At 61.9% G+C, this 24973-nt stretch carries 28 protein-coding genes; 22 read left to right on the top strand and 6 right to left on the bottom strand.

The features are described from left to right. Positions 1–2: 2 nt before the first annotated feature. The 8 genes from J2R76_RS11830 (at position 3) to J2R76_RS11795 (ending at position 5813) form a co-directional block, all read left to right on the top strand. On the top strand, positions 3–1733 hold the full coding sequence (locus J2R76_RS11830) for a DUF3300 domain-containing protein (RefSeq protein WP_168856812.1): 1731 nt from the start codon (positions 3–5) through the stop codon (positions 1731–1733). After that, positions 1730–2662 (top strand): DUF2950 domain-containing protein, encoded by a 933-nt coding sequence (locus J2R76_RS11825; RefSeq protein ID WP_375166490.1) that lies wholly within the window; start codon positions 1730–1732, stop codon positions 2660–2662. The genes J2R76_RS11830 and J2R76_RS11825 overlap by 4 nt, the downstream gene beginning before the upstream one ends. A gap of 29 nt (positions 2663–2691) precedes the next feature. Beyond that, the gene (locus tag J2R76_RS11820) at positions 2692–3114 is read left to right on the top strand and encodes a hypothetical protein (RefSeq protein WP_233475530.1); all 423 of its coding nucleotides are present in this window, start codon (positions 2692–2694) and stop codon (positions 3112–3114) included. Between the two features lie 187 nt (positions 3115–3301). Beyond that, complete coding sequence (locus J2R76_RS11815) at positions 3302–3730, top strand: universal stress protein (RefSeq protein WP_168856811.1); 429 nt, start codon at positions 3302–3304, stop codon at positions 3728–3730. A 53-nt stretch (positions 3731–3783) separates the two neighbouring features. Next, on the top strand, positions 3784–4080 hold the full coding sequence (locus J2R76_RS11810) for an HdeA/HdeB family chaperone (RefSeq protein WP_168856810.1): 297 nt from the start codon (positions 3784–3786) through the stop codon (positions 4078–4080). A gap of 23 nt (positions 4081–4103) precedes the next feature. Continuing rightward, positions 4104–4397 (top strand): HdeA/HdeB family chaperone, encoded by a 294-nt coding sequence (locus tag J2R76_RS11805; RefSeq protein WP_076826336.1) that lies wholly within the window; start codon positions 4104–4106, stop codon positions 4395–4397. A 233-nt stretch (positions 4398–4630) separates the two neighbouring features. Next, positions 4631–4861, top strand: coding sequence for a hypothetical protein (locus J2R76_RS11800; protein WP_168856871.1), 231 nt, complete (start codon positions 4631–4633; stop codon positions 4859–4861). Between the two features lie 214 nt (positions 4862–5075). After that, positions 5076–5813, top strand: coding sequence for an outer membrane protein (locus tag J2R76_RS11795; RefSeq protein WP_168856809.1), 738 nt, complete (start codon positions 5076–5078; stop codon positions 5811–5813). A gap of 105 nt (positions 5814–5918) precedes the next feature. On the opposite strand, the gene aspD is transcribed toward J2R76_RS11795, so the two are convergent. Further along, positions 5919–7544: an aspartate 4-decarboxylase gene (gene aspD / locus J2R76_RS11790; protein WP_253623985.1), complete on the bottom strand. Its 1626-nt coding sequence runs from the start codon at positions 7542–7544 to the stop codon at positions 5919–5921. 363 nt (positions 7545–7907) lie between these two features. On the opposite strand from aspD, the gene aspT (J2R76_RS11785) reads away from it, so the two are divergent. Both aspT (J2R76_RS11785) and aspT (J2R76_RS11780) read left to right on the top strand, forming a co-directional pair. After that, positions 7908–9599 (top strand): aspartate-alanine antiporter, encoded by a 1692-nt coding sequence (aspT, locus tag J2R76_RS11785; RefSeq protein ID WP_057017161.1) that lies wholly within the window; start codon positions 7908–7910, stop codon positions 9597–9599. A gap of 26 nt (positions 9600–9625) precedes the next feature. Next, positions 9626–11320 (top strand): aspartate-alanine antiporter, encoded by a 1695-nt coding sequence (gene aspT, locus J2R76_RS11780; RefSeq protein WP_253625999.1) that lies wholly within the window; start codon positions 9626–9628, stop codon positions 11318–11320. A 134-nt stretch (positions 11321–11454) separates the two neighbouring features. On the opposite strand, the gene J2R76_RS11775 is transcribed toward aspT (J2R76_RS11780), so the two are convergent. Then, positions 11455–12330: a helix-turn-helix domain-containing protein gene (locus J2R76_RS11775; RefSeq protein ID WP_253623984.1), complete on the bottom strand. Its 876-nt coding sequence runs from the start codon at positions 12328–12330 to the stop codon at positions 11455–11457. Positions 12331–12533: 203 nt separating this feature from the next. On the opposite strand from J2R76_RS11775, the gene J2R76_RS11770 reads away from it, so the two are divergent. The 4 genes from J2R76_RS11770 (at position 12534) to J2R76_RS11755 (ending at position 16547) form a co-directional block, all read left to right on the top strand. Then, on the top strand, positions 12534–13574 hold the full coding sequence (locus J2R76_RS11770; RefSeq protein WP_253623983.1) for an MFS transporter: 1041 nt from the start codon (positions 12534–12536) through the stop codon (positions 13572–13574). A 19-nt stretch (positions 13575–13593) separates the two neighbouring features. Next, on the top strand, positions 13594–14469 hold the full coding sequence (locus J2R76_RS11765; RefSeq protein WP_253623982.1) for a glycine reductase: 876 nt from the start codon (positions 13594–13596) through the stop codon (positions 14467–14469). Continuing rightward, on the top strand, positions 14466–15776 hold the full coding sequence (locus tag J2R76_RS11760) for a tetratricopeptide repeat protein (RefSeq protein WP_253623981.1): 1311 nt from the start codon (positions 14466–14468) through the stop codon (positions 15774–15776). The genes J2R76_RS11765 and J2R76_RS11760 overlap by 4 nt, the downstream gene beginning before the upstream one ends. 90 nt (positions 15777–15866) lie before the next feature. Continuing rightward, positions 15867–16547, top strand: coding sequence for a cupin domain-containing protein (locus J2R76_RS11755; RefSeq protein WP_253623980.1), 681 nt, complete (start codon positions 15867–15869; stop codon positions 16545–16547). A 364-nt stretch (positions 16548–16911) separates the two neighbouring features. On the opposite strand, the gene J2R76_RS11750 is transcribed toward J2R76_RS11755, so the two are convergent. Further along, positions 16912–17187: a hypothetical protein gene (locus tag J2R76_RS11750; RefSeq protein ID WP_199805235.1), complete on the bottom strand. Its 276-nt coding sequence runs from the start codon at positions 17185–17187 to the stop codon at positions 16912–16914. 433 nt (positions 17188–17620) lie between these two features. Here J2R76_RS11750 and J2R76_RS11745 point away from each other — a divergent pair, with 433 nt between their 5' ends. Then, on the top strand, positions 17621–18106 hold the full coding sequence (locus tag J2R76_RS11745) for a DUF992 domain-containing protein (protein ID WP_076826352.1): 486 nt from the start codon (positions 17621–17623) through the stop codon (positions 18104–18106). A 156-nt stretch (positions 18107–18262) separates the two neighbouring features. Here the strand turns inward: J2R76_RS11745 and J2R76_RS11740 are convergent, their stop codons facing one another. Continuing rightward, the gene (locus J2R76_RS11740; RefSeq protein WP_229189074.1) at positions 18263–18439 is read right to left on the bottom strand and encodes a helix-turn-helix domain-containing protein; all 177 of its coding nucleotides are present in this window, start codon (positions 18437–18439) and stop codon (positions 18263–18265) included. A gap of 2 nt (positions 18440–18441) precedes the next feature. Continuing rightward, a complete protein-coding gene (locus J2R76_RS11735) occupies positions 18442–19257 on the bottom strand; it encodes an AraC family transcriptional regulator ligand-binding domain-containing protein (protein ID WP_253623979.1) in 816 nt (271 codons plus the stop codon). A 235-nt stretch (positions 19258–19492) separates the two neighbouring features. On the opposite strand from J2R76_RS11735, the gene J2R76_RS11730 reads away from it, so the two are divergent. The 4 genes from J2R76_RS11730 (at position 19493) to J2R76_RS11715 (ending at position 22311) form a co-directional block, all read left to right on the top strand. After that, a complete protein-coding gene (locus J2R76_RS11730) occupies positions 19493–19903 on the top strand; it encodes an AraC family transcriptional regulator (protein ID WP_233475606.1) in 411 nt (136 codons plus the stop codon). Positions 19904–20305: 402 nt separating this feature from the next. Further along, entirely contained in the window at positions 20306–20791 is a 486-nt protein-coding gene (locus J2R76_RS40745; RefSeq protein ID WP_305884386.1) for a helix-turn-helix domain-containing protein, read from the top strand. A 59-nt stretch (positions 20792–20850) separates the two neighbouring features. Continuing rightward, the gene (locus J2R76_RS11720) at positions 20851–21153 is read left to right on the top strand and encodes a hypothetical protein (protein WP_194295333.1); all 303 of its coding nucleotides are present in this window, start codon (positions 20851–20853) and stop codon (positions 21151–21153) included. A 228-nt stretch (positions 21154–21381) separates the two neighbouring features. Beyond that, positions 21382–22311 (top strand): hypothetical protein, encoded by a 930-nt coding sequence (locus J2R76_RS11715; RefSeq protein WP_253623978.1) that lies wholly within the window; start codon positions 21382–21384, stop codon positions 22309–22311. A gap of 10 nt (positions 22312–22321) precedes the next feature. Here the strand turns inward: J2R76_RS11715 and J2R76_RS11710 are convergent, their stop codons facing one another. Continuing rightward, entirely contained in the window at positions 22322–22549 is a 228-nt protein-coding gene (locus J2R76_RS11710) for a hypothetical protein (RefSeq protein ID WP_141340145.1), read from the bottom strand. A 48-nt stretch (positions 22550–22597) separates the two neighbouring features. Here J2R76_RS11710 and J2R76_RS11705 point away from each other — a divergent pair, with 48 nt between their 5' ends. From J2R76_RS11705 to J2R76_RS11695, 3 genes are all read left to right on the top strand, one after another. Continuing rightward, a complete protein-coding gene (locus J2R76_RS11705) occupies positions 22598–23317 on the top strand; it encodes an outer membrane protein (RefSeq protein WP_057017172.1) in 720 nt (239 codons plus the stop codon). A gap of 199 nt (positions 23318–23516) precedes the next feature. Next, positions 23517–23870 carry an HdeA/HdeB family chaperone gene (locus J2R76_RS11700; RefSeq protein ID WP_253623977.1) on the top strand — a complete coding sequence of 118 codons (354 nt, stop codon included), beginning with the start codon at positions 23517–23519 and terminating at the stop codon, positions 23868–23870. Positions 23871–24107: 237 nt separating this feature from the next. Further along, entirely contained in the window at positions 24108–24947 is an 840-nt protein-coding gene (locus J2R76_RS11695) for a helix-turn-helix domain-containing protein (protein WP_253623976.1), read from the top strand. Positions 24948–24973 lie beyond the last annotated feature (26 nt).

Genomic DNA, 24973 nt, shown 5'->3' with positions numbered 1-24973 from the left:
CGATGTTCCGTTGGGGCAAGATTCTGCTCGCGGTTGTGCTGGTGTCGGTGACGTCCGTTGCCGCATTCGCGCAAACGGCTGACAAGCCGCCCGCCCAGACCAGCCCGCCCGCCCAGGCTAGCCAGCCGGCTGCGGCAACCCAGCCGACCGATCAGCTCCTGAAGCCGGAACAGCTGGAAGCCCTGGTGGCGCCGATCGCGCTCTACCCGGACTCGCTGCTCGCCAACGTGCTGGCGGCGTCGACCTATCCGCTCGAGGTCGTGCAGGCCGATCGCTGGCTCAAGGAGCGCAAGAGCCTGAAAGGGGATGCGCTGAAGGCCGAGGTCGACAAGCAGGCCTGGGATGACAGCGTGAAGGCGCTCACCAGCACCGCCGACGTGCTCGCGATGATGAGCGACAAGATCGATTGGACGAAGAATCTGGGCGATGCCGTGCTGGCGCAGCAGCCCGACGTCATGGATGCGATCCAGCGGCTGCGCAGCAAGGCGCAGGCCAACAACAAGCTGGTGACGACCAAGCAGCAGAAGGTCAGCGTCCAGACCCAGGAGAACAAGCAGGTCATCGTCATCGAGCAGACCGATCCGAACACCGTCTATGTGCCCTATTACGATCCCGCCACGGTCTACGGCGCGTGGCCGTATGCCGCGTACCCGCCGTACTATTTCGGCTATCCGTCCTATATCGGCGCCGGTGTTGTCGCGGCAGGTCTTGCTTTCGGCGCCGGCTGGGCGATCGGGCGCTGGGGCAATTATTGGGGTGGCGGCTTCAACTGGGGCAATCGCAACGTCTATGTCAATCATCGGACCACCAACATCGCAAATGGCTGGCAGCACAATCCGGCGCATCGCCAGGGCGTTCGCTACAACAACAGCAATGTCCAGCAGCGCTTCGGCGGCAACGCCAATCGGGCCGGTGCCAGCGATCGGATGAACTTTCGCGGCCGTGACGGTCAGCAGGTTCTCAATCCGGGCGATCGCCAGGGTGCAGATCGCGCAGGTGACCGGGCAGGAGACCGCGGCGGCGACCGTGCGGGTGATCGCGCCGGAGATCGTGCGGGAGATCGCGCTGGAGACCGTGGAGGCGACCGCGCCGGAGACCGTGCGGGCGATCGCGGCAAAGGCGGTGACCGTGCCGGTGCCGCCGATCGCGCCAAGGGCGGCGACCGCGCCGGTGCCGGCAACAAGGCCAAGGGCGGCGGCGATCGCGCCAAGGCCGCCAACCGCGGCAATGCCGGTAACCGCGCAGCTGCGGCGAATCGCGGCGGTGGCAGTCGTGGCGGCGCCATGAACGTATCGTCCGGACGGGCAGCTGCGGCGGCATCGGCGCGCGGGCGATCGAGTATGGCCAGCATGCCACGCGGCGGCGGCGGCGCAAGTTTTGCCGGCCGTGGCGGGGGCGGCGGAGGCGGCTTCCGCGGTGGTGGCGGAGGTGGCGGCTTCCGCGGCGGCGGCGGTGGACGACGCTCCGACATCGCGCTCAAGCACGATATCGAGCTGCTCGGACATCTCGCCAACGGCCTCGGCTACTATCGCTTCAGCTATCTCGGCAGCAGCAAAGCCTATGTCGGTGTGATGGCGCAGGAGGTCGAGCAGGTCATGCCGGCGGCGGTGACGCGCGGCGCCGACGGCTATCTCAGGGTCTATTACGACAAGCTTGGGCTCAAGTTCCGCAGCTACAACGACTGGCTTGCCGCCGGCGCGAAGATTCCATCCCCGTCGGAGGCATCACGATGACAGGCCCCTCATCCTCGCGACTGGATCGTATTGCCTCCATCGGCATGGCCGCGGCAACAGCACTCGCCTTGCTGCTGTCTCCGGCGCGCGCCCAGCAAGGCTTCCCCAATCCGGAAGACGCGGCGTCCGCCTTGGCAACCGCCGTCAAGGCCGGCACCAGCCGGGCGATGCTGAAGGTGCTGGGCCGCGATGCCGCCGATATCATCGAGTCGGGCGACGATGTCGCCGACGCCAATGCGCGAGAGAGCTTTCTTTCTGCCTACGACGCCAAGCATTCGATCAAGGCTGACGGCAACAAGAAGGCCACCTTGATTCTGGGGAGGGACGATTTCCCGTTCCCGATCCCGCTCGTCAACAACAATGACGGCTGGAGTTTCGACGCCGCCGCGGGGCGGCGCGAAATCCTCTACCGCAGGATCGGCCGCAATGAGCTGGCCGCGATCCAGACCAGTCTTGCCTATGTCGACGCACAGAACGAATACGCAGAGAAGGATCGCGGCGAGGGTGTGGGCGCCTATGCCCAGCGCATCGTCAGCAGGCCGGGCAAGACGGACGGGTTGTTCTGGCGCGACGACAAGGATCCAAGCCCGCTCGGCGAGCTGGCGGCCCAGGCCGCCGCGGAAGGCTACAAGGTCGGCGAGCAGAGCATGCCGTACCACGGCTACTACTATCGGATCCTGAAGGCACAGGGCTCCGACGCCCCGGGCGGCGCGCTGAACTATGTCGTGAAGGGCAAGATGATCGGTGGATTCGCGCTGGTCGCCTATCCCGCCGAGTACGGCAATTCCGGCGTCATGACCTTCCTGGTCAACCACGCAGGCACGGTCTATCAGAAGGATCTCGGCTCACGCACCGATTTCCTCGCCAAGCGCATGATCGTTTTCGATCCGGATCAGACCTGGAAGAAAGTGGATCCGACAAATCCCTGAGCGAGGAGGGGGCTGTGTTGACGCGGTCCATGATCCGTTCCGTCGTACTGGCGCTTGTCGCGATGGACCTCTTGGTCGCGCCATGCTTCGCGCAGGCCGTCGGCCACGTCCAGGTCAAGTTCGTGAAGGCGGCGCTCGTCGTGGGCGGCGGCGGCGGCAGCGGCACGTTGACCTACCGCGGGCGGCACTATCGGTTCATCGCGTCCGGCTTCAGCCTCGGCGTGAGTGCCGGTGCGTCGGTGACCTGGCTGGAGGGCACCGCCTCAGGCATCAGGGACGTCAACGATTTCGCCGGCAGCTACGCGCTGGTCGGAGCAGGTGGCGCATGGGCTGGTGGCGTAGGCGGGGTGAGCCTGCGAAATGAACACGGCGTGGTTCTGATGCTCAAAGGGCCGAAGGCAGGGCTGGAATTTGCCGCCAATCTGGGCGGGCTCACGATTTCGCTGCGCTGAGCTCGGGCTCGATTCGCCCTGCCTCAGATGGCCGCAGGTGGAAGCTGCCTCCGCCGAGCGACGACCGGCGTCCGGGGTGCGGCGCCGAGCGATGGATTGATCTATCTCAAGGCCGGGTCCGAGGCGCAGGTGCAGCTTGCACCTGACGGGGGGCGATACGTCATCCAGATAACCGGGAGGTCTAAGCATGTACCGGCACATTCTCATTCCGACAGATGGGTCGGAACTGGCGGAGCATGGGGTGAAGCACGGGTTGGCGCTGGCGAAATCCCTCGGAGCCAAGGTATCGGTCATCTTCGTCGTTGAGCCGCTCTCTGAAATCGGAGGACGGTACCGTGAGCTGCTCGCGAGATTTGCCGAGATACGCAAGGAAGAGGCCACGAGCGCGCTGGATCGTGCCGCACACGCGGCCAGGGAGGCCGGCGTTCCCTGCGAGACAAGCCAGGCCGAGAGCGGGCAACCCCATCAAGCCATCATCGCGGCAGCCGAGGATAAGGGCTGCGATCTCATCGTTATGTCATCGCACGGGCGCAGCGGGCTCTCCAAGCTTCTCATCGGCAGTGTGACAAACAAGGTGCTGACGCAAGCAAGGACTCCGGTCCTTGTCTGTCAGTGAGGGCGCAGATCGCCGGATAGAAATCACTGTGCACGGAGCTTGGGAGAAATCGAATGAACAAAATCACTGTGTGCCTGGCTCTTGCCGGCGCGGCGTTGTCGGGTCCGCTGCAAGCGCAGACCAGCATCGATATGGCGCGGATAACCTGCTCGCAGTACCTCGCCATGTCCCCGGGCGATTCTTCCGTATTTTCTGCCTGGATGAGCGGCTGGTTCAATCAAAAGAAGGGATACGTCTTTGTCGATCTCAACGCGTATGCGCGAAATGTCGCAAGCGTGAAGGCGTGGTGCGCGATTAATCCCACTCAGACCGTGATGGCTGGCCTTGAGCGCTCTACGGCCGGCCAGTGATCAAACAGGGTTGGAAGATAACAATGAAACCATCGATCCTTGCCGTTGCGACCGTTGCACTCCTCGCCACCAGCGTCGTGGCCAAAGCGCAAGTCGTCGTCGATCTGTCCCTCATTACCTGCAAGCAATTGCTGGAGGCGGATCAGGAACGACAAACGCTGATCAGCTCCTGGATGTCAGGCTATTTCAGCGCATCGAAGAACCTGACCGTCGTCGATTTTCGCTACGTCGAGCGGAACGGCAAGGTTATCGGCAAGTACTGCAAGTCGCACAAGGCGGACACCGTAATGAATGCGATGCAAAAGAACTGGCGCTGATCATCGTCGCTGCGATCGCGCGAGCCTTGGAGGGCATTCTTGTCCTTCGCGTCGGCAATGCCGACGGTCGGCAGGCTCGTCGCGGTTCGCTGGCGCTTCCGATCGAACCGGCTGTCCCTCAATGCGGGCCGCGGCTCCCGTATTTTTACGGTCCGGGCGCTTGACCGAGGTCAAGGCGCGGCCACTGGCAAGATGGTGTGTCGCTAGGGCTGTTCGCTCTCTCCGGTGTCGCGGTGTCGGCCATCTGGTATGTCACTTATGAAATTCGCCGACGTGGTCTGCTGGCTCGAAGGGCGCGCAGTCCTCGCGAGACCAGAACATTTGCTACTGAATCGGAAGCCAAGGCATTCGCGCGATCAAAACTGGACGAAGGGCTGGTCGTGTTTGCCGGCACCATCAATCCGCACCTCCCCAGGCAATTGATCCCCTCGCAGAACATCGCCGATTGGCTCGTCGAACAGTGAGTCGGCTCCGGCGCTTCCTCTCCGGCAGCACGAGCTTCGTGCTGCACCGAATGTTGAAAGCACAGCCCAAGCACGGTGTTGGTTTGCCCTTGAGTGTTGCCATTTTGGCACGCGCCTTTTCGTGACTCACATCTAGGCTTCGATCACTGCCCCGATCGGGCGAGCGCAAGGACTGCTTTTCTCGATTAACGCGAAGAGACCCGGAGATCATTCCATGAAGAGAGTTTTGCTTTCTGTCGCCGCGATTATCGGCATGGTCACGCCGGCGTTGTCGGCTGACATGGCCGTCAAGGCGGCGCCTGTGCCGGTCCCTCCGCCGGTCTACAACTGGACCGGCTTCTATATCGGTGCGAATGGCGGTTGGGGTGAGAGCCGCACCTGCTGGGATTTCCTCCCCGCCCTGGGAGGTGTCGTGGCCGACGGGTGCAGCTCGCGCTCCGGTGGCGTTTTCGGCGGACAACTCGGCTATCGCTGGCAGGCAGGCCAGTTCGTGTTCGGCCTGGAAGGGCAGGGTGACTGGGCGGACCTGAAGAGCTCGCGCCTCAGCCTGATCGATCCGAGGTTCTCGACGACAACGAAGACCGACGGACTGGGCCTTTTCACCGGCCAGCTCGGCTGGGCCTGGGATGCCGCGCTGTTCTACGTGAAGGGTGGTGCAGCGGTCACCAGCAATCGCTATGACATCTTTACCACGGTCGGCGGAATCGGGGTCGCGTCGGCGACATCGACCCGTTGGGGCGGTACCGTCGGCGTGGGCTTCGAGTACGGGTTCACCCCGAACTGGTCCGTCGGGCTCGAATATGACCGTCTGTTCATGGGCGATGCCAACAACACGTTCTCGGTGGTCAATCCTATCGTGGCCGGCGCCGCCAACCGGATCGGACAGGATGTGGATCTGCTGACGATCCGCCTGAACTATCGGTTCGGCGGGCCGGTCGTCGCCAGATACTGATCGTCCTGGATGGATGTAATTTAGGCCCCGGCATTCTTGCCGGGGCCTTTCTTTTAGTTTTGGCGGCTACCGGACCAAATGTCCGAAGTGCGGCAAGCGCCGCTGTCAGCGCTTTGCGGCTGCGCCCTTCGCTGCTTCGTAGGCGTCGCGATAGCCTCTGGCGATGGTCCGAACGCCTCGCCCGATATCGTCATAGACATCGTCGGGCAGGTTCGCGAGCGAGACGCGAAGCGACCATTCGGGCGCATCGAATCCGCCGCCGTTCAACAGCACGATCCCGTGGGCTTCAGCCAGCCTGAACGCGAGGTCCAGCGGATGGACGTTCTTCTTCAGGTATTCAACCGCCTCGTCGCCGATGTTCTTTCGGGCCCAGAACTCGAAATCGATCAGGGCGTAGTAGGCATCATAGCTCGGATTCGGGGTCAGCTTGTCGGCAAGCCCGAGGCCGTCGAGCAGCGACCACAGGCGCTTGTTGACGATCTCCATGCAGGCGGCCTGATAGGCCTTCTTTTCGTCCATCATCTCGGCGAGCGAGAACAGGCTCATCATCACCTGCTGCGGCAACGACAGGCCCGCAGTGTGATTGAGCGCCACGTCGCGGCTGTCGGCGACGATGCGGTCGATCAGCTTGAGCTTGCGCGGTTCGAGCGTGAGCGGCCCGTAGCGCTTGTCGAGCGCCTTGACGGCCTCGTCCGGGAGCTTGGCGATCATCTTGTCGAAGATGTTGTCCTCGTGGATGGCGATCGCGCCGAGCCGCCATCCCGTGCAGCCGAAATACTTCGAATAGGAGTAGACGCCGATGGTGTTGTGCGGCAGCTCGCCCAGCAGCGAACGGAACCCGTGCACGAAGGTGCCGTAGACGTCGTCGGTGAGGATCATCAGGTCGGGGCGCTTGGTCCTGACCAGATTGGCCAGCTTGGCAACCGTCTCCTTGCTTAACGCCATCCCCGGAGGGTTGGACGGATTGACCACGAAGAAGGCCTTGATCTTCGGATCCTCCAGCTTCTTGATCTCCTCGTCGGTGAACTGGAACTTGTTCTCCTGCGGAGCCCTGATCTGAACCACCTTCAGGTCGTAGTCTTCCAGGTGCGTCATCTCGATGTAGGGCGTGAAAATCGGCGTCGCCAACGCGATCGTATCGCCGGGCACCAGCAGCCGGTTGGCCTTCAGCGACTTGAAGAGGTAGCACATCGCCGCCGTGCCGCCCTCGACCGCATAGATGTCGAATTTTCCGGCCGGCCGGGGCTCGCCGCAAACCGCCCACATCAGGTATTCGTGCACGATCTTTTCGTTGTGCACCAGCATGCGGTCCGGCACCGGGTAATTGTCGCCGATGATCGAATCCACCAGCTCGTGGACGAAGGCGTCCGGGTCGAAGCCGAACTTCTTGACCGCAAAGGGCAGCATCTCGGTCAGGAAGCTCGCGCCCGGCATGTCCTTGTGCTGTTTGAGCCAGGCCTCGAACCGGCCGGCGATGCCGTTTGCCCGAGGCATGCCGCCGATGCCCGCCGGATGCTCCATCACCCGCTTGCTCTCGGTGATGGCGAATTGCCCCAGCAGGAAGAAGCCTTCGCGCGGCGTCGTGGCCACCCAGTTCGGATTGCCCCGCCCGGCGTTCAGGAAGGGCATCTGGCTCCGCTTCGAATTGCTCTTGGCGAGGTTGATCAGCTCGTCCTTGATCTCGAAGGGGCTCAACGCCTCGAATTTCTTCAGGGTCAGAAGATCGGCCATTTGACACTCCCGGGGCGATGCATGCTGTTGGAATGGAGGCGACAGGCTCTGTTGCCTGCGCAATCGCGCGCAGCATGATCGGCGACGGGCTACGAGCCTTGATCTATGTCAACGGTCACGCGCAGGCGATGCGATGCTGCGACGGATAGTCGCTCACGATGCAAGTGCGCGGCACGTGCGTAGTGTCGGCAAGATCATGAAATCGCGAGGCTCTCGCAGTTGCGGTTGACATAGATCAACATTCTGCTCGCCAACCGCCGTCTGATGTCGACCGATACGGTTGCTCGCCCTTTTCGGCACCCCCCGCACGAGATCGAAGCGGTCGCACGCCGAAGCCCCGGGACAGCATGAACGGGTGACATCATGATCGATTGGCTCTTCCAGACGCTCCGCACCTATCCCGAAATTGCGATCTTCCTCTCGCTGGCCCTGGGCTACTATTTCGGTTCCTTCACCTATAAGGGGCTTGGACTGGGCGCGGTCACCGCGACACTGGTCGCCGCTGTCATCATCGGCCAGATCGGGATCACTATATCAGGGCCGCTGAAGCCGTTCTTCTTTCTGATGTTCCTGTTTGCAATCGGTTACGGTGTCGGACCGCAATTCGTGCGCGGTATCGCGCAGGACGGCGTCCCGCAGGCGATTTTCGCGGCCGTGGTCTGCGTCTTCTGTCTGCTGTCCGCCTATCTCGGCGCCAAGGTCGCCGGTTACGACGTCGGATCGGCGATCGGGCTCTATGCCGGCTCGCAGACGATCTCCGCGTCGATGGGACTCGCGACCGACGCCATCAATCGCCTTGGTCTGCCCGCGGACGAAGCCAAGAAGCTGCTCGATGCCATGCCGGTCGCCTATGCCGTGACCTATATCTTCGGCACGGTTGGGTCGGCGATCGTGCTGGCGCTGCTCGGACCGGCGCTGCTCGGGATCGATCTCGAAGCCGCGTGCAAGAAATACGAGGAGGAGCATGGCGGCAAGAAGGAGCTGGGCGGCCCAGGGACGGCCTGGCACCAGTTCGATGTGCGCGCCTATCGCGTTCATGAGCGCGGACCCGTCGCCGGCAAGACCGTCGGGCAGGCCGAGGCGCTGCTTCCCGATCATCGCATCTTCGTCCTCCGGCTCCGGCAAGCCGGCAAGATCGTGGAGGCAACCTCCGACACCGTGATACATGCCGGCGATGTCGTCGCCGTCGCCGGGCGCCGCGATGTGCTGGTGCAGCTGATCGGCGAGCAGGCCGAGGAAGTTGACGATCGCGAGCTGCTGGCGGTGCCGATCGAAGGTGTCGATGTCTACGTGACCAGCAAGGACGTCGACGGCAAGACGCTGGAGCAACTGGCCAAGGAACCGGGCGCTCGCGGCGTATTCCTGCGCAAGATCGCCCGGGGGGCGATCGCGACCGAGATTCCGATCCTGCCGAACACCAAGATCAATCGGGGCGACATCCTCACCCTGGTCGGCCGCACGTCCGATGTCGCTGCCACCACAAAGATGCTGGGCCGGCCGGACCGTGCAACCGATGTTGCCGACGTCGCCTTCATCGGGGCTGCGATCGCGATCGGCGCCCTGGTCGGCGCCTTCGTCTACAAGATCGGAAGCGTGCCGCTGACGTTGTCCACCTCCGGCGGCGCATTGATCTCAGGTCTGTTCTTCGGCTGGCTCCGGTCCGTGCACCCGACCTTCGGCCGCATCCCGTCACCCACCGTGTGGTTTATGAACTCGGTCGGCCTGAACGTCTTCATTGCCGTGGTCGGAATCTCCTCGGGCCCGGGATTTGTCGCCGGCCTGCAAAAGCTCGGCTTCAGCCTGTTCCTTTGGGGCGTCGTCGTGACCACCGTGCCGCTGATCCTGGCGATGTTTGTCGGCAAATACGTGTTCCGCTTCCACGACGCGATCCTGCTCGGATGCTGCTCCGGCGCGCGCACCACGACCGCTTCGCTGGGCATGATCAACGACCGAGCGAAGAGCCAGATTCCCGGTCTTGGCTACACCGTCACCTACGCGGTCGGAAACACGCTGCTGACGATCTGGGGCATGGTGCTGGTGATGATGATGACATAGTCGCGGCCCGGGACCGTGTTGAGACGATGTTGAGCTGGCTGGCGCAATTTCTCGTTCGTTATCCGGAGCTCGCGCTGTTCCTGGTGATCGCGGCGGGCTACTGGATCGGGAGCTTCAAGATCGGCGCTTTCAGCCTTGGCCCGGTGACGGGCGCGCTGTTCGCAGGACTCGCGGTCGGCGATTTCGCGCATGTGCCCGTCTCGAGCATGACCAAATCGTTCCTGTTCCTGCTGTTCCTGTTCGGGGTCGGCTATTCGGTCGGTCCGCAATTCGTGCTGGCGATGAAGCGCGACGGGCTGAAGCCCATGCTGATGGCCGTTGTCGTGAGCCTCACCGGTCTTGCGGCGGCGATCGTCGTGGCACGCGTGCTGCGGCTCGACCCCGGCTTTGCCGCCGGGCTCCTGTCGGGCGCGCTCAGCCAGAGCGCTGCAATGGGTACGGCGACCGACGCGGTCAATTCCCTGCCTGTGTCCGAGGCACAGCGCGCGTTGTTTGTCTCGCATATCGCGGTCGCGGATGCGGTCTGCTACATCTTCGGCTATGCCGGCGTGATCACGTTTTGCACCATTGTCGTTCCGGCGCTGCTCAAAATCGATCTGAAGGCGGAGGCGCTCAAGCTAGAGCAGACCCTGGGCATCACGCGCGCCAAGCCCGGCCTCGCGTCGGCCTGGCGCAAGTTCGAACTGCGCGCCTACCGGCTGGATGCTCACGCTGCGATCGTCGGACTGACAGTTGCGGCCGCCGAAACGCGCGTGCCCGGGCAGCGTGTATTCATCCACCGCATCCGTCGCGGCGAGCGCGTCCTCGAGGCGGAGCCTGCAACGGTGCTGGCGGCCGGCGATGTCGTCGCGCTGTCGGCGCCGCGCCAGATCATCGTCGAACTGATCGGACCGCGCGGGGAGGAGGTCGAGGACCGGGAGCTCCTCGATATCCCCGTGGTCGCGGCGGACGTGTTCCTGATCAACGCGAAGCTCGCGGGCAGCAGCCTCCAGCAGGCGTCTGAACAAGACTGGACGCGCGGCCTTTATCTGCGCTCCGTGAGCCGGGGCGGTGAAGCGCTTCCGATCGCTGCGGGCACGGTTCTGGAGCGCGGCGATCTGCTGAGCATCGTGGGTCCTGAAACCGTGGTGCAGAACGCGGCCAAGAGCATCGGCGTCATCGTCGCGCCCAGCACCACGATCGATTTCGTGGTGCTGGGGCTCGCGATTTTCCTCGGCGGCCTCCTTGGCGTTCTCATAAGCTTTTCGGTTGGCGGCATCACGATCTCGCTGAGCACCAGCGTCGGCACGCTGCTCGCCGGACTTCTGGTCGGCTACCTCCGTACGCGTCTGCCGTATTTCGGCCGGATCCCCGACGGCGCCATCAGCCTGATGACATCGCTCGGACTGGCTGCGTTCGTCGGCCTGACCGGGATTCATGCCGGGCCGATCTTCCTTTCCGCGATACGCGAGTCGGGCATCGGGCTGCTGCTGGGCGGCATGATCGTCACCCTGTTGCCGCAGATCGTCGGCTTCTGCTTCGGCCATTTCGTGTTGCGCATGAACCCGATCCTCCTGCTCGGTGCGCTGACTGGAGCACAGACGGTCACGGCCGCGATGGCGGCCATTCAGGAGCGCTCGGGCAGCTCCGTGGTGGTGCTTGGCTACACGCCCGCCTATCCGATCTCCAATATTCTGCTGACGACCTGGGGATCGATCATGGTCGTTGTTTTCGCTGGATGACGGGGCAGGGACGGCTCGCGCCTACCTCGCCATTGAGAGCGGCGCACAAGCGAGCGTCCCCCTGGTCCGGACGACCGTATTCCGCCTGTTCCGAACTGAACCGCGGTTTCCAACGAGTCCCTGCGGCTGAAGGGTCAGCGCGCCCGGCCGGGCGAATCTCGAGATCCGGATCGATGCCTTGATGAAGTCCCTCTGCTGGCCGCGTGGCCCAGACTGCGCCGATGTTGCAGGGGACTAACGCGCATTTCAGAGCGAAACATGAATATGAATGCGGAGGCCGATGAGTAACCCAGCCGCAACGCGATCTCTGTGATCGGCAGGTCGCTGCCCAACAATTCGATAGCCTTGAGCAGGCGGAGACGCTGACGCCATGCACGCAAGCTCATGCCGACTTCGCGCTCGAAGTGTCGCGTCAAGGTTCGCGGCGACATGCCAATCTCACGCCCCCATCTCTCGGCGTGGCGCGGATTCGCAGGATCGGCGTAGAGGGTTTCACAAAGGGCCAGCAAGCCCGGGTGGGTGGGCCAAGGTAACGCTGCCGAGATCGGCGTCGCCCGCCGCAACTGATCGAGGATGAGCGCGATAACGCGGTCGGCGTAGCGACGATCCTCGCTTTTCAGCGACGCGGCTTCCACGATGAGCGTCCGCAGGAGCGGGGACACATGGATGACGGTCGTGCGCGAAGTCATGCCTTGGCTGGCAGCATCGGCGACCCAGAGGCTCCGGAATTCCGCTCCCATCAGCGAGCCGACCGAATGCTTCGTACCGGCCGGCAGCCAGACGGCCTGTTCCGGAGAAATGACGACGCGCCGTCCATCCGCCTTCACGGTGAGCGCGCCTGAGATCGCGTAGACCAGCTGATTCCAGCTGTGACTGTGTTCGGCGAAGTAGCTCCTCGCGGGAAGAGACCGCACCCGAACGATCAAAGGCTTCGGTGATCCGAGGCCCTGCGGGGCATCGACCGTCTTCCAGCCGGCATTCCCTGGCGAAATGTGACGTTTCATCGACATAAATTGGCAATCTGTAGAAGGAAAAGTCCAGCGATTTCTCCTTAACTCCGACGCGGTGATCCACGGCCCGGTGGATCAGCCACTGGTCCTATCGGCCACGTCCCGTCGACGGACATCTAACGGCGGAGCAAGCCGCAGCGTGAACTTCAATTTTTCCGTTCCCACCCATGAGGCGCCGACCGCCATTCGCCGCGAGCGCAACAATGTCGCAAGGCTGGCTGTCGCCCAGGCTTTCGCAGGCGCCAACGGCGGGCGTTGTCGCGCAGCGCTATGGCCGGCGCACGACATTTCTGTTCGGTGCAGGCAGCGGCGTCCTCGCTGGCTTGATTGCGCTCCTGGCGGTACTCAACGCGTCGTTTCCGCTATTCTGCGCCGGGACCTTCTTTGGCGGCGTCTATGCGGCCGTGGTGCTCTCTTTCCGCTTTGCGGCGGCCGATTGCGCAGCACCTGAACGGCGTCCGCGCGCGCTCTCGGCCGTGATGGCTGGCGGTGTGTTCGCCGGTGTAATCGGTCCACAGCTTGTGACGCACACCATGAATCTGTGGGCGCCGTACCTCTTTGCCGCGACGTTTGTCGGCCAGGCGGTGGTTGCGGCGCTCTCCGCCGTTATTCTGGCGGGCGTTGAGCTTCCTCCGCTGACTGCAACGCATCTCAACGCCGGAAGGCCGCTCGCTGTCATTGCCCGGCAGCCGCGCTTTATCCTGGCCGTGATCTGCGGGGTCGTCTCCTACCTGCTCATGAATTTCCTCATGACCGCAGCCCCGCTGGCGATGAAGCTCTGCGGGCTGCCTCAGGAATCGGCCAATCTCGGTCTGCAGTGGCACGTCATTGCGATGTACGCCCCGAGTTTCAGGACCGGCCGCTTGATCACGCGCTTCGGCGCATCCGCGATCGTCGCGGTCGGGCTGGTATTGATTGCGGCCTCTTCGTCGGTGGGCCTGCTCGGGATCGATGTCGTGCATTTCTGGGCGACGCTGAGCCTGCTCGGGATCGGCTGGAACTTCGGCTTCATCGGCGCCTCCGCGATGGTTCTGGAGTGCCATCGTCCCGAGGAAAAGGCGCGCGTTCAGTCGCTCAATGACTTCGTGGTCTTCGGCACGATGACCGTCGGCTCCTTCCTGTCGGGCGGGCTGCTGTCGTCCTTCAGCTGGTCGACCGTCCTGATGCTGTCGTTCGCACCACTCGTCGCCGCATTGCTGGCACTCATCGGCTTTTCATACCGGCCCACCGCACGACCAAGCTAGCGTCTCGAGGAGAATCCACATGAGCGTAGCGGAAACCCCGGTTCAATATATGGAGCGAACGCGCCAATATTACCGTGCCCTTGGTTACGACAACGACTATGTCTGGGCGAGGTTTGATGATGTCCCTTTCATCAAACCTGCCAAACTGTCATCGGATCTGCGTATCGCACTGATTACCACGGCCAGTCCGCCGGATTTTGACGGCGTCAAACGGGTGTGGTCGGGTGAGGTTTCGCCGCCGCCCGGGAAGCTGTTTACCGACAACGTTGCGTGGGACAAGGAGTCGACCCACACCAATGATCCGGGCAGCTTCCTGCCGGTAGAAGCCGCTTTTGGATTGGTCGGCGAGGGCGCCCTTGTCGGACTGACCCGGCACTTTCACGGCGTGCCGACAGAATACAGCCAACGGAAAACGAACGCGGAGGATGCACCTGAAATCCTGGCACGGGTTCGAAAAGACGGGGCTGATGCTGCGATCCTTTGCCCCCTTTGCCCCGTGTGTCATCAGACCGTAAGCTTGGTGGCCCGGCATCTGGAAGCGAACGGCATTCCGACGGTCATTGTCGGCTCGGCGCAGGATGTCGTGGAGCACTGCGGCGTGCCACGGTTCTATTTCAGGGATTTCCCGCTGGGCAATCCTTGCGGGCATCCTTGGCGACCGGACATGCAGCGCGAAATCATGCGCCAGGCGCTCGCCCTTTTTGACACGGCGACGGCGCCGCGAACGACTGTGAAAGCGCCATTTGCGTGGAAGGAGGAGGGTTCCCTTTGGCGGCCCCGGTATGGAAGAGTAAATCCAGAGGATCGCGAGCGGCTGCTCAAGCTGGGTGACGAGCGCCGCCGGCGGCAAGCCAAGGCCAAGCAGGTTTCCATGGAGGGAGTGTCATCAAAATGACCGAGAGTTCGATGGGAAATCGGGTGGGCGTTCTTGAAGACCGGTACGGCAACCCCTTGAGCACAAGCTCTGCCGCCGCCCGCGACGCATATGTCGCCGGCGTCGACAAGCTGCTCTCGGCTGGGTCGGGGATTGACCAGGCATTCCGCGACGCGATCGCCGCCGACGAAGGTTTTGCTCTGGCGCACATTGCGCTTGCGCGAACCCTGCAACTGCTCGGTCGCGGCAACGAAGTCAAAGCGCCGCTCGAACGCGCGATCGCGCTAGCGCCTGCTACGACTTCGCGCGAGCAAGGTCATATTGCGATCTTTGCCAAGATCCTGAGTGGTCAAGGCGCTGCGGCGGTTTCGGCGATCGCCGAACATATCAAGCACTGGCCGCGCGATGCCATGGTGCTGGCACCGGCCACCGGTGTCTTCGGCTTGATCGGCTTCTCGGGCAAGTCCGGCCGCGAGGTTGAGCAACTGGCGATGCTGGAGCCGCTTGCAACCCATTACGGCGATGATTGGTGGTTTCGAACCGTGCTCGCGTTTGCCGAAATCGAGCTGCACAGGCTCGACAGTGGTTTCAGGAATATCGAGACCGCACTTCGTGGTTGTCCCCGCAACGCTCACGCTGCGCATATCAAGGCCCATCTGTTCTATGAGAAGGGACAGCGCGAGGAGGGGCTGGCTTATCTCGAGCAATGGAACGCCGCTTACCCACGCGAGGCGCAACTGCATTGCCATATCAGTTGGCATCTTGCCCTGTGGTCGCTGGAGACCGGCAGGCGGGATCAAGCCTGGAAGATCTATCGTGAGGCGCTGCATCCGGGCGGCTCGTGGGGGCCGCAAATCAATGTCCTCACCGATTGCGCCTCGTTCCTTGCACGCGCCGAGATGGCGGGCGAGCCGCGGTATCCGGAACTGTGGAGCGAGATCAGCCAGTATGCGGCGAAGTGGTTTCCCAACTCGGGGATCATCTTTGCCGACATGCACAGCGCGCTCGCCTTTGCAATGGCCGGCGATGCGGAGGCCTTGGCGAGGATCATCGAGAACCCGAAGGGACCCGCCGCGGACATGGTGGTGCCCATCGCGCGCGGCTTCGATGGTTTGGCCAAGGGCGACTGGACACGGGTCGTCGATGAGCTAACGCCGGTCCTGGCAACCCATGAAAGGGTTGGAGGCAGCCGCGCGCAGCGCGACCTGCTGGAATATTCCGTGACTTGCGCCTTGCTGCGCAGTGGTCGCGCCGACGAGGCGCGGCGGCTGATCGCGTCACGACGACCGCAGAATGCGGCGAGCGGCGTTCCGCTCGCGGGGTTCTGAACGTGTCCTGGTTTAGGACCTGCGCTGGTCAAGAGATCCGAAATGGAGAAGCGGTGGGTCTCGGATAGCGCAGCCTGAGGGAGAGTAACGATGCGCATCAACGATGATCTGTCGAAGCCTGTTATCGTTCACGCCTCGAAGCTGGACTGGGTGGCCAGTCCGTCGGCCGGCGTGGATCGGCGCATGCTGTTCCGCATTGGCGCCGAGGTCGCGCGCGCCACCTCGATCGTGCGCTATGCTCCCGGTAGCGCCTTCCCGCGTCATACGCATGGCGGTGGAGAAGAGATTGTCGTCCTTGAAGGTACCTTTCAGGATGAGCATGGCGACTATCCCGCGGGCAGCTACTTCCGCAACCCTCCGGGGACGTCACATGTTCCCGCCTCGAAGGACGGCTGCACAATCTTCGTGCGGCTCTGGCAGTTCCGGGACGAGGACCGGACCCAGGTCGTGCGTCAGCCAGGTGAGGGCCAACAGGTTGCGCCGCGCCCCGGTGCAAGCAACGTCAGCGTGCTATTTGACGACGGCCACGAAGAGGTCCGCCTTGAAGACTGGCGGCCGGGTGAAATCGTCAGCCTTGCGAACGCGCGCGGGCTCGAGTTCTTTGTTCTATCGGGGGGACTAACGATCGGGGACGAGACGCTGCAGCCGCCGGGCTGGGGTCGGCTACCCGCCGGCGTCGACCTGAAGGCGACGGTGGGCCCGCAGGGCGCGAAAATCTGGATCAAGGAGGCGCCGCTGCTGCATCCGGATGTCTGTCGACTTCCCGGGTAGCCGGTACAGTTCTGACCGCCTCCGTTGAGCTCCCTGCAATGGCGAAGCTACTTTGCATGGGGTTGTTTTCGATATTTTGGTTGGGCCGGGCCTGTTTCGGCCGGGCAGCGCTCCGAAACATCATGTTGCATTGAACCGATGTTGCGGCTAGGCAATTGAGATGACATGGAAATTTTCCGTCGCCCCGATGATGGATTGGAGCGAGAGTTTAAGCTTTTCAACCGCTTAGATGATGGCGTGTGCACGACGTGTGCACCGGGAGATCGAGAAAAATCTCAACACAGCCAACGTGCGCAGGCCTGTGGCGCATGTGCCTGGATCTGAACTTCCGAGGGCAGGGCGAGGCGAGTGCTTAAGTGCGGTCTCAGCTGTTCGACGCGGAATGGATATCAGCCGTGAGCTGATGGCCCGCAGCGCGCAGGGGTCGGTCGGCGAATATGATCGAGTTCGGCGTAATCCCTGTGAGGACAAGGCTGTCGCCCTGCAACATTGCGCCCCGCGAATTGAGAACGATGAGCGACGGCACAATTTGAGCTTGTGCGGCAAAAGGCGTGCCGATCGTCTTCAGGTTTCCGTGCGTAGCACTCTGTGCCAGCGCGGTCCCGATGTCGAGCAGTAACGCCGTCGCCAGCAATGCCAAGCAAATCTGCACGCCCCTCCTGTTGCGGATCTCGTTCTCCTTGCGATCGGCCGGAAGCTTCCGGCAGGTTGGTCGGTGCGGACCCTAGACAGCGCAAAACCCGTCGCCTATGCAAAATCGGCAGCGGTCTCGTTTTCAGCATGGCCCGGCGCGCATTGAGCTGATGGCCCGACATGCGGCAGGTGTCGGGATTGCAAATAACGTTCGCGCGGTTTCGCAAGTAACGCCGTCTTCAAAAAGTAACGGAGGGCTAGCGTCCAACATCGCAAACCGCTTCCGATTAACGCGACAAAAAGGCCTGACGGCGGGTTCGGATTGCCGATTTTGCATAGCCTCGTCGGCTCTGCACATGCTCATCTACGAAAACAGAACGCGGTCGGAACCAAGCGCCGACCGCGTTCAACGAGTCTTTGCGAGATGATAGGGAAGCGAAATGCGTGCACGAATTCTGGTTGTTCTCTGCATCGTCTGCGCATGGTCCGGCTCTGTGTCCTCCGCAGGCGCCCAACAGGCATCGTGGACCCAGATCGGCATGCTGGCTTGCAAGCTCGACCCTAGCGTCGGGTTTGTCATATTCGGCCATCAATCGATGTCATGTCGCTTTACACAAAACCCGCCATTGCCGACACAACTCTATGAAGGTGCCCTCAACACCATCGGAATCGATATCGGCGTTTCGGCCGGAGGCGCACTCGCCTGGGCGGTGTTTGCCCCGACGGCAGGCCCTCCGCCCGGAGCTCTCGCCGGCGAATATGTCGGGGCGTCAGGCGACATCGGCCTCGGCTTAGGCGCCGGCGTCAATGTTCTTGTCGGTGGCTCGGGGCGGTCATTTGCGTTGCAGCCCGTCTCGGTGGAGGGCTCGGTAGCCGTCAATGTGACCCTCGGCCTCTCCGGGCTCCAACTGCGTCCGATCTATTGACGCGCCGCCGTCCGACCGCCGTTTGTGCAGTCCCGAATTGCTCGACGAATGCGTGGCGCGCTTTCCATAGCGGGCTTGCGCCGGGGGAAATTGCCTCCGTGCCAATCGGAGGGGGCTGCTGTCGAAACGGAAGCGATTGTCCGAGGGCGGCCGCGCCTACCGCGGTCTCCATTTCTCGCGAAATTCGCATGGCGTGGCGCCGGTCATACGGCGAAACGCACGCGAAAAATGCGCCGGATCGGCATAGCCAGAAGAGAACGCGATTTCGATGATCTTGGCGTCCGTCTCACGCAGAAGCTTGGCGGCATTCTCAAAACGGATCAATTCGAGCAAGCTCAATATGTCAGGCCAGCGTTTGAGAATTTGCGTTGAAAACTCCTGACGCTTGCGCCGGCCATCTCGGCGATTTTCGCGACCGCCGGGATTCCCTCATCCAGGTAAGAAGGCAACATCAGTGCACGGACAAGCTCGTCGCCGAACGGCTGAGGCTCGTCCTCGGAGAAATTCAGCGCCGTATCGCGTGTCAGGCTGGGTAGGTCGAGATGCGCCACGGGCACATCAATCCAGGAGGCTTCCTGGCGCGGCAGAAAGCGCGTATTCGGCCAGAATGCCTGAGCCTCCGAGCCTGGCGCATAATTTGCCTCGAAGGCCATCGTTGAGGGAGTCCACTCCGATCCGGCTAACTGTCGAACGATGTGGACGACAAAGACGTTCTGCAGCCATTGTGAGTGTTCAAGATGAAGCATGCCGGCAGTCCCGCCCAGCTTGCTGAAAATTCTTACACGATCATCGCGGCGCTCCAGCCACATGTACAGGTTCGTGTCTTCGAGCGGTGCCGATTTGCACACTTGCTGCAGGGCGACGTACAGCGTCGGAGAGTAGCTGATGATGGTTCGCAGCTTATCGCTCCAGTGGCAGAACTGCAGCCGCCGCGAAGCGGGAAAGCCAATATCCGTGATGCCCTGCGATCTCTGCGCGGCTTGTGCAAACAATATGGCAGGCAATATCGGAACATAATGATCGGCTTTTTCTTGCAGCGCTGTCGGGAGACTAAATTTCGACAGGAGCGTCGCAGTGGGAGCTCCCAGCTCGTTATGAATGTCTGCAAACGGAATCACGAATTGGCAGCGGGTTAGGGGAATTCCGCTCATGTTGCTCGTCTCCTGCCTGCGGCGTTCATTTTAACGGTCGTACTTTGTCGTCGCGGCACTATGAGGAGCGATCTCGAAATTTGCTCGCCGGGTGCATTGGGTGTCGCGTCGCAGCGGTGCATGCGAGGCTGGGACGTGTGCAATTGATCTTAATTCCAGAATTGCAATTTAGGCGGCTCATGGCCAGACGGGCCTACCAATTCGATCACATTATAAGAAGATCGTAAGCAGCGGTTTGAGTAAGGAGATCACGCTTGCAATCTTTCATGACGTGCACATGAAACCCGTCTCTTCGCCATCCCGACACTCTGTCCGCGCGGCGATTTCGGTGCTGCTGCGTCAGGATGACGCATCTGTGCAGTGCACTGCGCGCCAACTGGGCGTGAGCGTGCGCTCATTGCAGCGACACCTCGCTGGTATGGGGACAAGTTACAGCGAATTGGTCACCGAAGTCCGCCTCGATACGGCCTGCCGCCTCCTTGCGGAGTCCAACGAGCGCATTTCGGACATCGCCTTACGTCTTGGCTACACCGGAGCGAGCAGTTTCAGCCGAAGCTTTGCGCGTTTGATGAAAATGCCGCCGATTGCATATCGGCAGCAGCAGGCCGCCAAAGGGAATGGCAAGGCCCGCGCCAGCAAAAGTTAGCGCATGGGCGGCTTGCACTGAGTGGACGCGGAAGGCGCGAAAACGCAAGGCCGCGACGCAGGTAGCGGCCCCGCATCGCCCCGCGAACGAGCGTCGCGCTAGCATATTACCAGTATTCGAGCTGTGTTTTTTCGGCGGCAAGGCGGCCCGGAAGACCATGCATCAATGATTGGCGCGAAATGGCAAGACGCTTCGCGCTGAAAGACGCGAGATGCAGATGTAAAGCCAGACGTTGAGGTCAATTATTATGTACTGCGCCGCTCCTATTGCCATTGCCGATCTGATCTGCACATCCGCGCGAAGCGGTCAGTCAGGGGGCCATGCAAACGGGTTGCGTGCCCATATTCGGGGTAGCTTCCTCACTTCATCGGCTTTTTGGATGCAATCGAAAGGCACCGACCAATGATTGGCGGTGCCAGCGATCGATATCGCGTTCTTGTCGCGCGGGCCGAGGCCATCGCTGCGGGGAACGTTGAAGAAATGCCTCGCATCCCCGCGATATGCCACCGGCTCTCAGTGAGCCAGCGTACTCTACGAAAAGCGTTCAGGAGCGTTTACGGCCAGTCGCCGTGCCGTCGAATTCGTGTGCTCCGACTGAATCAGGCGAGGCAGGCACTTCTCGCGGTGGACGGCGAGACAGCAAAGGTGACGGAAATTGCGATCTGCTTCGGCTTTTTCGAGCTTGGACGGTTTTCGGTTGAATATCGCAAGCTGTTCGGCGAGAGCCCTTCGCAGACGCTTCGAGCGGCATGCCGGGACAGCGAGATGTCGCACGATGGCAGGGCTGGACTGCGCAACGCCAGGATCGACTACCAGAATCCATTGTCGAGAGCTTTCGGCGCGAGCGTGATGGGCGCGGTTCAAGGTCGTGACGTCGAAAGCGCATAGCGGGAGCGGGCGGACTGCGATGAGTCGAACCCACAGGGAAAACCAATCGGACGGGCGCCGTGTCGATTGACCTGACGAAAGCCTGGTATGTCTCGTTCGAGGTGCCGAAACGGGTGCGCAAGGCATCCGCGCAACGACAGCCGAGACAGAGTGAGAGCTTTCCGACCGAGCTCGAGGCCCAGAGGTTTGCTCGCCAGAAGTTCGAGCAAGGATACATCGTGACCGCGGGCACCATCAATCCCTGCACGCCGCGGCGGGCGATATCCTCGGCGGTCATTCACCATTGGCTTGCGGAAACGTCCGCGCCGCCGTTGGTCGAGCCGGCCTTCTTCGAGGACACCAAGGAGCCGGATCTGCCGTAGGAGCCTGCCGCGATACGGTGCGCCTGTGCATTGGCAGAATTTGCATAGACCGTTCCGACGAATTGCCGATATCGTTTCAACGATCTTTTCCCGGAATGTGCCGGGTTCACCGGATGGCGCATAGTGGGCAATGACCGAGATAGTGCCTGTCGCTCCCTCGATCGATCAGCTTGGCCGCATCACTACTGTCAGACATCGCCGATAAGGACGCCGTTCGAGGAGAGTGTCTTGCAGGTTACGGGGAAGGTTGGAGCGCTGAACGCGCGCAATTGCGTTGGTTTCCCGGGATTGGTGCTGGCCGTCTTGATTTGCCTCTCGAGCGGAATTGCCCGTGCTGAAGATGAAGACGATGATTCCTCGAACGGGGCGTCGAGCGCGCCGAACGTCTATCTCGACATGAGAACCATCTACGCGCGGGTGCCCGCCGGTACGCTGGCGGTCGGCTTCGGCAATTCGTCCTTGCTCGCGGCGTTGCAATCCGCTGCCATCTCGAACGCTGGCAGCCTGGCTGGCGCGACGCTGCCGGGCGCCCAGAGCGTCGTGGTCGATCTTCCCATGACGATCGACGTGAACGATAACGTCTCGCTCTACGCCGGCGTATCAGCCAGCTCGACCAGCACTCCGATGACCGGCTGGTCGTCCGTGGCGATTACGAGCTGGAATCTTGGATTTCAGGCCGATCTCTACAATCAGAACGGCGGCTCGATTCCGACCTTGAGTTGGCAATCAACCATTACCCAGACGATTCCGAATGGACCGTTTGCTACCACGAGTTTTACAAACATTTTCGAGTTCGACTATGCGTTCAACCAGGACGAGACCCGTGGGTTGCTGGCGGGCGTGCAGGACACACGGGTTGTCATCGGCAGTCCGCTCGCGACCATCCATCCCGACATCATGGGCTATGTCGGCGGTTACTACCAATGGCCGAACAATTGGAAGTTTACGGGCCGCGCGGGCGTGCAGGTTTTCGGCGGCGCCGAGCTCTTGGGCCGCGCGTCGGTCTCCTCCTTTACCCAGCCGATCGTGCGACTGGACCTTGACCGGATGGACGACAACGACAACCGCCTGTTTGGCGTGACCGCGCAGATCATGTGGGTACCAAAGCCTGCTTACCAGATCACGCTCAGGACGCCGCTCTATTTCGCACGCAACTAGGGCTTCCGGGTCAGCATGACGGAGTTTCGGCAAGGTTGAACCAGGCCAGGAGCGCCCGGTCATCGCTCGACACCACCGGATTGTCAGAATTTGCATATTCGTCAGCCTGCTCGCCTGACACCGAGAGACCATTGGCGCTCAACACCGACTGCGCGCCGATGCTTTCGCTGCGGCAACTTGGCCACAGTCGGGAAAACAGAACGCGCGCGTCAGATTCTGCATAGTGGGTTGCGCGCATTCGATGCGATCACCGCTACACGATTTCTTCAATCAATCAGGTGCGGCAATGAATAAGATTGGAAAGTTTGGGGTTGCGATCGCGGCCTCGCTGATGATGGGTGGTTATGCGGCCGCGGCGGATTTGCCGGCGGCGCCCGCCTACAAGGCGCAGGCTCCGGTTGCCGCCGTCTACAACTGGACGGGATTCTATGTCGGCGGCAACGCCGGGTACGGCTGGGGCAACCAGGACCCGATGGTGCTGTTCGCTAACAGGTTCGATCGAGCCGGTTTTGACATCAGTGGCGGCATGATCGGCGGCACGTTTGGTGGGCAGATTCAGCAGGGATACGTCGTGCTCGGCCTGGAAGGTGACATCGACTGGGCCAACATCAGCGGGTCCTCCGTCGTAACGCCGAGCATTCTCGGCATCGGACAGGGCGTCACGCTGAACACCTCGTCAAACATCAGCGCGCTGGCGACGGTGAGGGCCCGGGTCGGTATCGCCATGAACAACGTCCTGATCTACGCCACCGGCGGCGGAGCCTTCGTCAAGTCGACCGCCAGCGCATCAACCATCGCCGGCGTGCCCTGCGGCACGGTTGGCGTCTTGCCGGATTGCTCAGCCTCGTCCTGGCGTCCGGGCATCTCCGCGGGTTTCGGCGTGGAATACGGCTTTACACCGAACTGGTCCGTGAAGGCCGAGTATCTCTACACGAAAGTCGTCGGCACCGGAGTCAGCACGGATGAATTGAATGTCGTGCGTGGCGGCATCAACTACCGGTTCTGAACAAGGGACATCGATCACATATTCGGTCCCGTTCGACGGACGATGCGCCGCCTCGAACGTCCGATAGGACTGTCTTGATCCTGATCGTGCATCCGAGCCGATGCTTTTCAGCTCGGATGCCAGTCGCGCGCGAAGGCGCCCGGCCTCTGAAAGTCGTCTGAGATCTTTCTACATCCGATTCATCACAATGGGATCCCCAATGCGTTCGAGACTGCTGCTTTCCGTAGCTCTGCTGATTGCCACAATGGTGTCTGCCAGGGCCCAGACCCCGCTGTCGGCCTATGTCGACGCGAATGGATTCATCGATGTTCAGAAGCTGACCTGCGCGCAACTCGCCGGGACCTACCAGGAGGACGCCGATGCGCTGACGGCCTGGTACAGCGGCTGGTACAACGGCCTTGCCAAGAAGCATTTCCTCGACCTGCGCAAGGGCAAGCTCGTGGAGCACGAAGTCATCGTCTACTGCAAGGCACATCCCGAAAAGCTCATCATCGACGCTATTGCCGTCGTGTTCAAGGCGGAGCGGGAAATGATGGGCATCCAGATGAAGTAGATGTCTGAGGGCGGATCGGTCGCACGTTGCCGACCGATCCGCTGTGCGCACTGTTACTAAGAGCGGCATAGCCGGTTCTATTTTTCTCTTGAATTGCCGCTCAGACGGGCGGGATATCTTGAATTGAATGATTTCGGGCAATACACCGACGCCATTAGAGGCGCGAGGGTGACATTTCTGAAATCCGCTCCGTCCTCTCACGATTGGGGCGTGAAGTCTCTCGCATTGAATCGGACGATGCTTCAGTTTGGCACCGACGGCGGCCCCGGGATTGCGCGTGGCGTGACCGACCCGAATTTTACAACGTTGATCATCCAGTCGTCGAACTTCGACGATCGCGTCGTGCTCGATGGTACGCCATGCCAGGCGGCTGACCTGGTCATTTTCCCGCCGAACTGTCACTTCACCTTTGTCCGCTCCGGTCATGTCGAATGGGTGGCGTGGTCGCTGCCCAATGAGGAGAGCATCGCGAGGAACATGCTCCCTGCGGCCACAACTCAGGCTTCGCCGAAGACCGCCAAGCATCTCGTCCGGTTGCCGGAGCCGATCAAATCGAAACTGATCGAGGTGTCGAGGCAGGCTCTGCGTTCCTTCTCCGATTCTGCCTTCGCTGACCGGCCTATGATGGCGCGGGAGGCAGAGGACGCCCTGATGGATCAGCTGGCTTGCATCCGGGATAATCGCCTGAGCCAAAGCTTCCTGCCCAACAAGTACACCCTCTCGTACGAGCGAATCGTTCTGGAGGCGCTTGAGTTCGTTGGGACCAGGTCGGAAAGCATCGTCCATATCAAGGACATCGTGAAAGCGACCAAGGTGGAATACCGCACCTTGCTGCGTGCTTTCGAGCGCTATCTCGGCTTCTCGCCAAAGCTCTATCTGAGGCTTCGGCAGCTAAACCTGGTTTATCACGAGATCAGTCGCGACAACGGTGCATCGGTCAGAGTCGTCGATATCCTGTCGGCACACGGCGTCACCGAGTTCGGCAGATTTGCCGGCCACTACCGGTCGCTGTTCGGCGAGTTGCCATCCGAGACATATCGCCGGTCTCGCGCATTGAGGTCTGGCAACGTGCCGTGACCTCGAAGTGGGGTTTTGGTGCAACA

Source organism: Bradyrhizobium sp. USDA 4532 (genome assembly GCF_024171315.1).
Lineage (GTDB): Bacteria > Pseudomonadota > Alphaproteobacteria > Rhizobiales > Xanthobacteraceae > Bradyrhizobium > Bradyrhizobium australafricanum.
The sequence above is the reverse complement of the archived record's forward strand: the minus strand, read 5'-3'. Positions and strand labels throughout refer to the sequence as shown.

Bases quoted from the DNA above. Each gene is read 5' to 3' on its own strand.
- J2R76_RS11820 (WP_233475530.1), top strand. From the start codon at position 2,692: ATGATCCGTTCCGTCGTACTGGCGCTTGTCGCGATGGACCTCTTGGTC.
- J2R76_RS11825 (WP_375166490.1), top strand. From the start codon at position 1,730: ATGACAGGCCCCTCATCCTCGCGACTGGATCGTATTGCCTCCATCGGC.
- J2R76_RS11765 (WP_253623982.1), top strand. From the start codon at position 13,594: ATGAGCGTAGCGGAAACCCCGGTTCAATATATGGAGCGAACGCGCCAA.
- J2R76_RS11745 (WP_076826352.1), top strand. From the start codon at position 17,621: ATGCGTGCACGAATTCTGGTTGTTCTCTGCATCGTCTGCGCATGGTCC.
- J2R76_RS11700 (WP_253623977.1), top strand. From the start codon at position 23,517: ATGCGTTCGAGACTGCTGCTTTCCGTAGCTCTGCTGATTGCCACAATG.
- J2R76_RS11705 (WP_057017172.1), top strand. From the start codon at position 22,598: ATGAATAAGATTGGAAAGTTTGGGGTTGCGATCGCGGCCTCGCTGATG.
- J2R76_RS11810 (WP_168856810.1), top strand. From the start codon at position 3,784: ATGAACAAAATCACTGTGTGCCTGGCTCTTGCCGGCGCGGCGTTGTCG.
- J2R76_RS40745 (WP_305884386.1), top strand. From the start codon at position 20,306: ATGATTGGCGGTGCCAGCGATCGATATCGCGTTCTTGTCGCGCGGGCC.
- aspT (WP_057017161.1), top strand. From the start codon at position 7,908: ATGATCGATTGGCTCTTCCAGACGCTCCGCACCTATCCCGAAATTGCG.
- J2R76_RS11695 (WP_253623976.1), top strand. From the start codon at position 24,108: ATGCTTCAGTTTGGCACCGACGGCGGCCCCGGGATTGCGCGTGGCGTG.
- J2R76_RS11770 (WP_253623983.1), top strand. From the start codon at position 12,534: ATGTCGCAAGGCTGGCTGTCGCCCAGGCTTTCGCAGGCGCCAACGGCG.
- J2R76_RS11760 (WP_253623981.1), top strand. From the start codon at position 14,466: ATGACCGAGAGTTCGATGGGAAATCGGGTGGGCGTTCTTGAAGACCGG.
- J2R76_RS11830 (WP_168856812.1), top strand. From the start codon at position 3: ATGTTCCGTTGGGGCAAGATTCTGCTCGCGGTTGTGCTGGTGTCGGTG.
- J2R76_RS11775 (WP_253623984.1), bottom strand. From the start codon at position 12,330: ATGTCGATGAAACGTCACATTTCGCCAGGGAATGCCGGCTGGAAGACG.
- J2R76_RS11815 (WP_168856811.1), top strand. From the start codon at position 3,302: ATGTACCGGCACATTCTCATTCCGACAGATGGGTCGGAACTGGCGGAG.
- aspT (WP_253625999.1), top strand. From the start codon at position 9,626: ATGTTGAGCTGGCTGGCGCAATTTCTCGTTCGTTATCCGGAGCTCGCG.
- J2R76_RS11755 (WP_253623980.1), top strand. From the start codon at position 15,867: ATGCGCATCAACGATGATCTGTCGAAGCCTGTTATCGTTCACGCCTCG.
- J2R76_RS11795 (WP_168856809.1), top strand. From the start codon at position 5,076: ATGAAGAGAGTTTTGCTTTCTGTCGCCGCGATTATCGGCATGGTCACG.
- J2R76_RS11805 (WP_076826336.1), top strand. From the start codon at position 4,104: ATGAAACCATCGATCCTTGCCGTTGCGACCGTTGCACTCCTCGCCACC.
- aspD (WP_253623985.1), bottom strand. From the start codon at position 7,544: ATGGCCGATCTTCTGACCCTGAAGAAATTCGAGGCGTTGAGCCCCTTC.
- J2R76_RS11735 (WP_253623979.1), bottom strand. From the start codon at position 19,257: ATGAGCGGAATTCCCCTAACCCGCTGCCAATTCGTGATTCCGTTTGCA.
- J2R76_RS11710 (WP_141340145.1), bottom strand. From the start codon at position 22,549: ATGCGCGCAACCCACTATGCAGAATCTGACGCGCGCGTTCTGTTTTCC.